Below are 8,462 nucleotides of genomic sequence, written 5' to 3'. Positions count from 1 at the left end.
CGCTCGCCGGTCACTCCCGATCGTCGTCGCGATCCGACGCGGCATCCTCCCGGAGCGCATCAGCAGCACGGGCGAGCGTGACGGACGCTTCGTCGAGCGCGCCCGCGGTGTCGTCGGTCGATGCCTCCGTGTGCGCCCGCGCGCCGTCGGCACGCTCGTCCACAGCGGCGTCCCGCGCAGCACCCGCGGCCTCGACCGCCCTGTCGAGGGCGCTGGGCTCGTCGTCGAAGGGTCCGTGGACGTCGAGCACGCGCACGTCGACCGAGACGACGTCGAAGTTCAGCTGCGCAACCGCCTCACGCACCTGTCGGCGGACCTCGTCGGCGACCTGGACCACGGGCTCGGGGTACTCCACGACGATCGAGACGACGACGTCGAGCTCGCCGTCGGTCTCGTCGACCTGCACCCCGGTCGTCCCGGCGGAACGGCCGAACCGGGCGCGGACCGTGTCGGCGGCGCGGGCCAGGAGGTTGCCGAGGTGGTGCACACCGTGGACGCCGAGGGCGGTCTCGGCGGCCGTCCGCGCAGCGATGGTGACGGGCGAGGCGTCCGCGGGTAGGGGCTCGGTGAGCTCCTCGGGCAGGGGCACCTCGATGATCTGCGTCCTCGCGTTCGGGTCGTGCTGCATGACTTCCTCCTTGCTCCGGGACGATGGACGCCGCCCACCGTGGGCGGGCGGCGTCCGGGTCCGAGACGGGTTACTTGAAGACGTCCTTGACGTCCTCGCCGGCCTTCTTGGCGCTGGCTGCGGCCTGGTCCTTCTGACCCTCGGCGACCTTCTGGTCGTCGTCGGTCGCATTGCCGACGGCCTCCTTGGCCTTGCCTGCGAGGTCCTGCGCGGCGTTCTTGATCTTGTCGTCGAGACCCATGACGGGCTCCTCTCGCTCGTTCGGGCGTCAGCCCGGTTGGTTGGTGGTCGCTGGTGCTGCCGGGAGGCGCGGTGCGCCTCCCGGGGTCCGGTCTCGTCGTGCAGACGGCCGGGTCTACTGCACCCGGGTCGACTTCGCGAGGACGGCGCGGGTGCCGCCGGTGAGGTGGACCAGGACCGGCACCTGCCGGCCGAGGGTGCGGTCCAGGACACCGATGGCGTGGTCGACGGCGTCGATGACACTCACCGCGTCGCCACCGCGACGGACGCTGACGCGGATCCGGGCGGCGCGTTGGCGCTTGACCAGGAACGTGTCGACCTTCGCGCCGACGACGTCGCGGACACCGTCGAGCTCGTGGTCGATGACGTCACGGACGAGCGCGACGTTGATCGTCACCTCGTCGTCGCCGGAGCGTTCGCGGACCGCGACGCTCGTGCCGCCTCGGCCGCGGGTGAACACCCACAGCAGCGCCAGGACGATCACGAGGACGCAGGCGCCGGCGACGATCCACAGCGACGCCGCCGGGACGGTGACCTTCGACGGGAACGTCAGGTACGGCGCGAGGGCATCGCGGACCGCGGGCAGGACGCCCGCGCCGACGGCGAGGCCGATGATCACGGCGACCAGCCCGAGGACGAGCAGGATGATCCTGTTCAGGGTGCGGTTGCTCTTGGTCATGCGAGGGTTCCCTTCTGCTCCACGCGGACCGTGACGCGCTTGCCGAACCGGGTGTCGAGGCGGCCGAGCCGCTCCTCGACCGCCGACCGGACCGCGGCCTGGTCGACGGGGATCCCGGACAGGGGCACGAGCCGCACCTCCGACGAACGGCCACGGGCCGACGCCTTCGCGTGGTCCTCGGGCAGCCCCGCAGCCAGGGCGGCGGCGTTCGCGGCGGTCGAGGCGAGGATGGCGGTGTCGATCACGACGGCACCCCGGTCGTGCGGGACCGCGGATCGCGGCTGCCGACCGGGCTTCAGCGCCAGGACGATGAGCACGACGCCCAGGACGACGAGCACGACCGCGATCACCTCGGCGATCGCCACGAACGCGCCGTCGGGCTTCAGGGCCGCGTCGACGACGGTCTGCGGGTCCGCGAGCAGCGGCGCGGAACCGACTGCCCTGAGGACCGACTCCGTGCCGATCCAGGCCGCGACGAGCGCCAGGACGACGAGCGCCACCGCGACGGCACCCGACCGTGACCGGTGGATGCTCCGACGCTGGATGCGCCGTTCGAGCGAAGTCGTGCTCATGTCTTCCTCCTCTTACCGGACCCGGCCATCGTGCTCGTGCACGATGCCGGTGAGTTCGATGTGGGCGCTGCCGACCTGACGGCCGGACAGCTCGCCGACCCGCTCGCGAACACGTTCGGCGACGGCGACGGCCGAGCCGAGGACGTCCTGCTGCGCACGGATCGGGCCGGTGACCTGCAGTGCGACGGCGCCCGCGTGGTCACCGAGCTGCACGCGGACCCGCCGGGCGGGCGCGCCGAGCCGTTCGGCTGCGACGGCCCGCGCCAGCGAGTTCAGCGCGCGAGCGGAGATCTCCACGCGGCCCGGCACGTCCGGGCCGCCGGTCACCGGGAGCTCCGACGTCCGGTCAGCACGTCGGTCAGGGCACCACGGTCGATCTTGCCGGACGAGATCGCGGCCACGAGGGCACCGATCGCGCCGAACACGATCACCAGGACGAAGCCCCAGAAACCGAACTGGAGTGCGACGACGGCGAGGATGGCCCCGATGAGGGCGCCGGTCAGCGTGTTACTCAACGCGCGACTCCTTCTTCTCGTCCTCGTTGTCGTCGCCCGGGATGAAGACGTCCTGGACGGTGACGTTGACCTCGGCGACCTCCATGCCGACGATCTGGGTCAGTGCGCGGGCGACCGACGAACGCACGCCGTCGGCGACCTGCTGCAGCGACACCGGGTACTCGGCGACGATCACCACGTCCGCGGCGACCTGCTTCTCGCCGACCTCGACCTTGACGCCCTGTCCGAAGTCACGCTGGCCGATCGCGTCGCGGATCGCGCCGATCGCACGGGCAGCACCCGAGCCGAGCGAGTGCACGCCGTTGACCTCGCGTGCGGCGATGCCGGCGACCTTCTCGACCACGGTGTCGTCGATCGTGGTCTTGCCCGACGGAGTCGAGCCCGCGGCGTGGGTGCCGGCGGAACGGGTGCTGCTGATGGTGTTGGGGGTCGTGGTGTCAGCCATGTCGTTTCCTTCCGTTCGTCCCGCCGGGCGTTCCCAGCGGTTGCTGTTCACGGATGAGACGGGGCACCCCAGACGGAAGTCACGCGCCGACGGGATCCTTCATCGAGTTCCCAGACAAGGGCTCTGCAAGCCGGATCTTGTCCCCCGATCCAACGTCGCCGTGGGAGCAGGTTCGGAAAACGGAGCAGCAACGGCGGGATCGTGACGAAAAGCGAGCAGGTGATGCGTACCCCGATCGCGGAGAGTAGGGGCCCACGACGATCGCCGATCGGGGGAGGTCCAGCGGCGGGATGCCCCTTCTGCCGCCCCTCTTGTCGCGGCGCCCGATCCCGTCAGCGAACCGTGCCTGCGCGGTCAGCGTCGGACGTTGCTGCGGACGCCTGCGGACAACCCCCGCGTGGCTCCGACGCGGTCGGGATCTCGGCGAACTCGCCGGTGTCGACGCCCATGAGCTCGCACAACGCTGTCCGGTGCTCCACCCATCGGGCGTCACCGTCCGCCGTCAGGCTCAGCTTCGTCCGCGGGGTCTTCCCGACGAACGTCTTCGTGACGCTCACCAGGCCGGCGGTCTCGAGGATCGAACACTGCTTGCTCAAGGTGGCATCGGAGACACCGAGGTGGTCCCGGAGCTCGCGGAAGGTGATGCTGTGGGTGCCGATGATCTTCGCGACGACGGCGAGCCGGATCGGGCGGAGCAGTTCGGCGACGAGACGCTCACGAGGGTGCTCCGTCAGCGCGCGGCCCCCACCGAGCCGTTCCGCTTATAGGACAGCTTCGGCTCATTTCCTCGCGTCGGACGTCGTCACTGAGCGTCGTCGCCGGCCGGATCAGGGATCAGGGCATCAAGGGAGGCGAGCACCTCGTCGAGGGTCGTCGCTTCCACCTTCCGTTCGCGGTACTCGCGGTAGCGCTGTTGGGCGTTGTGCAGGAGTTGGTCGTAGTAGAGCACGCGGCCGCCGAGATGCCCGATCGCATTGTGAATGCGCTCTTCCTCGGTGCGGTTTCCGAGGTAGCCGAGCTGGGGTTTCTGTCCGAGGACGAACACGACGTTGAGACCGCTGCTGGACTGCTCGCGTTTCTGGATGACCTCCGTCAGCGCCTGGTGGTACTTATTGCCCTGCTCGACTAGCTCTTCGAGCGTCGTGGTACGGCCGTACCGTTTCAGTTCCACGATCATGTGCACGCCGGCCGCCGATCGGTACTGGATGTCGATACGTCCCTGCTTCTGGTTCTCCTGCTCACTCTTGTCGAATAGGATCCCCTTCCGGATCCGGGTCAGAGCGATCTCCATGTCGGCGTCGCCCGCCGCTCCCTCCCACGATGGGTCCAGTAGCCAGAGGTTGTCGAAGAGGTGCTCCTGCAGCACCTTCTCCAGCTCGTCCTTATTGATGAGCTTCTCGAGCTTCTCGATGGCCTCCAGCCTGGATCGGAGGATCTGGAGGTAAAGGGCGTCTTCGTACGACCGGGACGTCGCTAGCAGCGGGAGCACGTCGCTGGCGAAGAGGCCGTCAGCGAAGCGCTCGAGATCCCGTGTCGTGTCCTCGATCGCGATCCGCTCGAATGCGAGCACCCCCGCTTTGTAGAGCGCGGGCCGGTCCGACTCTCGGTCCAGGTGCAGTGCGCCGATGGTGCCGATCATGCTGCGGGCAGCGGTCTGCTGCGATTCGGGGCGTTTGGCGACCCACTCCTGCATCGTCGGGTACTTGGAGGTGGTCTGACGGAACTTCTCCTTGGGGCGTTCGATCGACCATTGCGCGGCGGCGTCGTTGAACAGCTGCCGGAGCTTCTGTAGCAGCAGCTGGACTCGGTCATCGTCCTCGAGCAGCCGCTGCCGGTCGCTGGTCGCGATGTCGTCGGCGCCGTCAACGTCGAGGAACTCGGCACGGATCTGCCCGGTGACGTAGTTGCCAAAAAACTTGTTGAAGTCCAACTGGTCGAGGATGCCCTCTTGGATGGGCCGGCTGCGGGCGAGGATGATGATGTTGCGCAGCGACTCCTGTTTGTCCTCGTCGTCGATGAGCTCGGACGGCTGATTCACCGTCCCGAACCATCCCTCGAGCTTCCACCCGCGGCCTTCGTCGACGACTGTGTCCTGCTCGGGGATCAACCAGCGCCGCTTGACACGGGGAGTGTTCTTGCCGGGGATCTCGTCGGCGCCGAGCTGCCAGATGTATTGCAGCCTTTTCAGATCACCCCGGTCGTCGTAGCCGATGGGCTCCCCGTCAATCTTGATGACGAAACGGTCCGTCGCGTCGGAGGAGAACTTCAGGACGTCGAAGCGGCGTGCGAGACGGCGCCGGAGCGCTCCGCGGGTGACGCTGGCGCGCTTGCTGTTGAGGTCCTTCAAGACGATCCGTGTGCCGCGCGCGGGCATGTCCGTCGGGATGGTGGCCGGGTCCGGGTTGTAGGCGACGCCCGCCTCGATGTGGTCCCGCAGGTCCTTCAGCGAGATCTCGAATCCGGCCATCTGCCCGTCTTTCGCGGAGTACACCTCGAGCTGGTTTGCGAGTGAGTACACCGAAAGCTTGCCGATGCCTTTGCGTCCCATAAACGGGCGGTCGTGGACCGGTGACCGGGTGCCCTCCACTGTGCGCTTCTTGTATGCGACGGTGAGGTATCGCTCATCAAGTTCCCGCTCGGTCATCCCGGATCCGTCGTCCTGGATCGTGACGGTGCCGTTCTCGACGTCCCAGTCGATGTCGACCTCGTTCGCGTCCGCGTCCCAAGCGTTCGCGACGAGCTCCGACAGGACTGCGGCGGCGTTGCTGTAAAGATTGATGCCAAGCGACTCGATAACCGCCAGGTCGACGGTGAAAGTGAATGGCGGCTTGTTGTTGGCGGTGATGGTCGTATCCCCCTTCAGGACCCTGCGCGGCACAGTCGCCGCGCCATGAGGTTCAGGCTGCCGTCCTGGCGATGAAGACCTCGCCCACAGCCCGCCCGAAGGGCGGCGGGACGGCGTTGCCGATGAGCTTGCCAACGGTGGACAGTGCCGGCGCGACTCCCTTGGGCGCGAACTCGTACCCGCGCGGGAATCCCTGCAGCATCGCCGCTTCGCGCAAGGTCAGACTGCGGTCCTGCTCGGGGTGGCCGAACCTGCCGGTCCCAAAGTTGAAGGACTGCGTCGTGATCGTGGGCGACGGCTTGTCCCACTCCATGCGGCCGTAGAACGCCTGGAAGCTGGCGCCCGAACTCTTGCGGTGGCACGGTGCGAGCAACTCCTCGGGCCAGTCCCGCCAGGTGCCACCCGGGCGTGAGGCCTGGATCCGCTCGAGGTTCAAGGGGGTGAGTCTTCGCGCCTTGTGCAACGCATCGTCCGGATCGGTCTCACCATGCCGCAGCGCCGGGAGTCCGCCGATCACGTCCCGCACGGACGTTCCCGTTGCTGCCGGTTCGGGATTGGGAACGCGAACGACACCGACCCGGGAGGCGACGAGGATCAGGCGCCGCCGGCTCTGAGCGAGGCCGAATGCGGGCCCGTGGACGGTCCGGTAGTCCACCGCGTAACCGCTGTCGCGGAGCGTCTGCACGAACTCGGCGAACACCGGCATCCGCATGAGGCGTACGACGTTTTCCATGGTGACGTGATGGGGTCTCGTCGCGACGACGAGACGGCCGAAGTGCCGCAGCAGAGACCAGTTCTTCTCCTCGCTGGTGTCCGCACCCCGGCGATGGCTGGAGAACGGCTGGCAGGGCGCGCAGCCGGCCAGGAGTCGCACCTTCGCATCCCCCCACGCCTCGACGAGTTGTTCCGGGGTAACCTCGGCAATGTCGGCGTGGACGAACTCGGCGCCGATATTGGTCTCGTACGCGAACCGGCACGCCTCGTCGAAGTCGAAGCCGGCGACCACGTCAATGCCGGCCTGCTGCAACCCGAGGGACAGTCCGCCGGCCCCGCAGAAGAGGTCAATCGCGGCGATCTTGGACGAGGGGAAACCCATGCCAGCAATATACGGGGACCGGCACCTGCTCGTCGACGGGGACGCGAGTGTTTCTCGCCCTGTTTCGGCGGCGACTCAGCGCAGCATGCGCGGGAACCGCTCACGCGACACACTGCCGGAGATGGCGGTGCGTCGACTGCTGCACGCCCAGGGGTTCCGCTACCGGGTGTCGGCGCGCCCGCTTCCGGACCTGCGCCGTACCGCGGACATCGTGTTCACCCGGGTGCGGGTCGCGGTCTTCATTGACGGCTGCTTCTGGCATCGGTGTCCCGTTCACGCGACGACGCCCAAGACCCGTCCCGAGTTCTGGCAGGCCAAATTCGACCGCAATGTGGCCCGCGACGCCGACACCTCTACCCGCTTGCGGGCGGCCGGATGGACGGTCCTGCGGTACTGGGAGCACGAGGAACCGGCCGTGGTCGCTGGGGCAGTAGCCGCCGCTGTGATGGGACGGAGCGAGAATTCCGGTTCTCCCGCGTCCGACCGAGACCGACCACACCTTCTCTCCCCCGAGACCGCGTCCTCCCCAACCTGTGGCCGTCACTAGCGGAGCGCTACGCACGGCGGAGGCGAAGACGAGCAAGACCGTGATCTGCTCGTCAGCGTTGGGCGATTGCGTGGTGCAACGCTTGGTATGGGCCGTCGCTACCGCCGTCGTCGGAATAACGCCGCTACACAGTGAAAGCGCTACAGCGCAGCCCTCTTATTCCAAAACCGTGTGACCGTGCTGCTTAGGGGCCGCCGCCTCCCTCACCTTCGGAGAAGCCGTCGACACATCCGCTCACGTCAGCGAAGGGCGTTGCGATCATTTTCGGCACATTCTGCGGAGCGGGCGGTTGCCAAGAAAGGCCGCACCCCTCGGGCACCACGGTGACCTCCAGCGACGGCAGATCGCCCTTCACCTACCAGGACGCCATTTCGAGTATAGAAGCAAACTGATCAATCGTTTCGAGTCCAGTGACACCCAAACCAGCCACGCCGATAGGAGTGATTTCTCGGGCACGAGCGTCGGGGGTGAATATCATCTCGGGAACGAGCACTAGTCCATTTAGTGAAAAGTCTGAAAAATCGTAGTTGTCTCCAATCGGGTGATCCTTGAAGAAAGCAAGTCGATCGGCCCACTCGTCGAGAGCTTGCTCAATTCTACTTTTAGCAGCAATCATCTCACGGTATTCTCCGGCGATGTAGTTGACCCCCACGAGCGTGCGCTTACAAGAAATTAAAAAAAGACGCCGGTCGAACTGCACGATTGCGTCGATGTCAGTTACATCTTTACCATTGAAACGCAATTCCTTCGCGGAGTCGCGTTCGCTGATCAGCGCGTCGTCGCCCTCGCCGGTGCGGACCACCGACCACGGGGCGTCCAGTCCCGTCACGACGTCGGTCGTCTCGCCGCCCGGCGCGAGCTGGCCGGTTGCGCTCGCCGCGGACGGCGCCGCGCT

General features: G+C 67.3%; 11 protein-coding genes and 1 pseudogene. 1 reads left to right on the top strand and 11 read right to left on the bottom strand.

All coding sequences use genetic code 11. From position 1 onward, the window contains the following. Window positions 1-10 precede the first annotated feature (10 nt). From I5E_RS22860 to I5E_RS14595, 10 genes are all read right to left on the bottom strand, one after another. Complete coding sequence (locus I5E_RS22860; protein ID WP_022907644.1) at window positions 11-628, bottom strand: Asp23/Gls24 family envelope stress response protein; 618 nt, start codon at window positions 626-628, stop codon at window positions 11-13. Between the two features lie 70 nt (window positions 629-698). Further along, window positions 699-869, bottom strand: a complete 171-nt coding sequence (locus tag I5E_RS14640) for a CsbD family protein (RefSeq protein ID WP_022907643.1) — start codon at window positions 867-869, stop codon at window positions 699-701. A gap of 114 nt (window positions 870-983) precedes the next feature. After that, window positions 984-1,547 (bottom strand): ABC transporter permease, encoded by a 564-nt coding sequence (locus I5E_RS14635; RefSeq protein WP_022907642.1) that lies wholly within the window; start codon window positions 1,545-1,547, stop codon window positions 984-986. Further along, on the bottom strand, window positions 1,544-2,119 hold the full coding sequence (locus I5E_RS14630; protein ID WP_022907641.1) for a DUF6286 domain-containing protein: 576 nt from the start codon (window positions 2,117-2,119) through the stop codon (window positions 1,544-1,546). The genes I5E_RS14635 and I5E_RS14630 overlap by 4 nt, the downstream gene beginning before the upstream one ends. A 12-nt stretch (window positions 2,120-2,131) precedes the next feature. Then, window positions 2,132-2,446: a hypothetical protein gene (locus I5E_RS14625; protein ID WP_022907640.1), complete on the bottom strand. Its 315-nt coding sequence runs from the start codon at window positions 2,444-2,446 to the stop codon at window positions 2,132-2,134. Continuing rightward, window positions 2,443-2,634 carry a DUF2273 domain-containing protein gene (locus tag I5E_RS14620; RefSeq protein ID WP_022907639.1) on the bottom strand — a complete coding sequence of 64 codons (192 nt, stop codon included), beginning with the start codon at window positions 2,632-2,634 and terminating at the stop codon, window positions 2,443-2,445. The genes I5E_RS14625 and I5E_RS14620 overlap by 4 nt, the downstream gene beginning before the upstream one ends. Beyond that, window positions 2,627-3,079, bottom strand: coding sequence for an Asp23/Gls24 family envelope stress response protein (locus I5E_RS14615; protein ID WP_022907638.1), 453 nt, complete (start codon window positions 3,077-3,079; stop codon window positions 2,627-2,629). The genes I5E_RS14620 and I5E_RS14615 overlap by 8 nt, the downstream gene beginning before the upstream one ends. Before the next feature lie 332 nt (window positions 3,080-3,411). Then, the gene (locus I5E_RS14610; protein WP_261974957.1) at window positions 3,412-3,765 is read right to left on the bottom strand and encodes a transcriptional regulator; all 354 of its coding nucleotides are present in this window, start codon (window positions 3,763-3,765) and stop codon (window positions 3,412-3,414) included. 116 nt (window positions 3,766-3,881) lie between these two features. Continuing rightward, a complete protein-coding gene (locus I5E_RS14600; protein ID WP_022907635.1) occupies window positions 3,882-5,957 on the bottom strand; it encodes a BbrUII/HgiDII family restriction enzyme in 2,076 nt (691 codons plus the stop codon). Between the two features lie 19 nt (window positions 5,958-5,976). Continuing rightward, window positions 5,977-7,020: a DNA cytosine methyltransferase gene (locus tag I5E_RS14595; RefSeq protein WP_022907634.1), complete on the bottom strand. Its 1,044-nt coding sequence runs from the start codon at window positions 7,018-7,020 to the stop codon at window positions 5,977-5,979. Here I5E_RS14595 and I5E_RS26765 point away from each other — a divergent pair. Continuing rightward, window positions 6,935-7,567, top strand: coding sequence for a very short patch repair endonuclease (locus tag I5E_RS26765; protein WP_307159441.1), 633 nt, complete (start codon window positions 6,935-6,937; stop codon window positions 7,565-7,567). The two genes, I5E_RS14595 and I5E_RS26765, sit on opposite strands and share 86 nt — an antisense overlap. Before the next feature lie 355 nt (window positions 7,568-7,922). Here the strand turns inward: I5E_RS26765 and I5E_RS25635 are convergent. Continuing rightward, window positions 7,923-8,462: pseudogene (locus tag I5E_RS25635) on the bottom strand (hypothetical protein); the annotation flags it as partial.

It is taken from the genome of Curtobacterium sp. B18, assembly GCF_000333375.1.
In the GTDB taxonomy this organism is placed as follows: Bacteria; Actinomycetota; Actinomycetes; order Actinomycetales; family Microbacteriaceae; genus Curtobacterium.
Note: the sequence above shows the minus strand (reverse complement) of the source record. Positions and strands in the feature narration are given on the sequence as shown.

What these genes read in the sequence shown, in the direction of transcription:
- I5E_RS22860 (WP_022907644.1), bottom strand. Translation starts at nt 628, where the DNA reads ATGCAGCACGACCCGAACGCGAGGACGCAGATCATCGAGGTGCCCCTG.
- I5E_RS14640 (WP_022907643.1), bottom strand. Translation starts at nt 869, where the DNA reads ATGGGTCTCGACGACAAGATCAAGAACGCCGCGCAGGACCTCGCAGGC.
- I5E_RS14635 (WP_022907642.1), bottom strand. Translation starts at nt 1,547, where the DNA reads ATGACCAAGAGCAACCGCACCCTGAACAGGATCATCCTGCTCGTCCTC.
- I5E_RS14630 (WP_022907641.1), bottom strand. Translation starts at nt 2,119, where the DNA reads ATGAGCACGACTTCGCTCGAACGGCGCATCCAGCGTCGGAGCATCCAC.
- I5E_RS14615 (WP_022907638.1), bottom strand. Translation starts at nt 3,079, where the DNA reads ATGGCTGACACCACGACCCCCAACACCATCAGCAGCACCCGTTCCGCC.
- I5E_RS26765 (WP_307159441.1), top strand. Translation starts at nt 6,935, where the DNA reads ATGCCGGCCTGCTGCAACCCGAGGGACAGTCCGCCGGCCCCGCAGAAG.
- I5E_RS14595 (WP_022907634.1), bottom strand. Translation starts at nt 7,020, where the DNA reads ATGGGTTTCCCCTCGTCCAAGATCGCCGCGATTGACCTCTTCTGCGGG.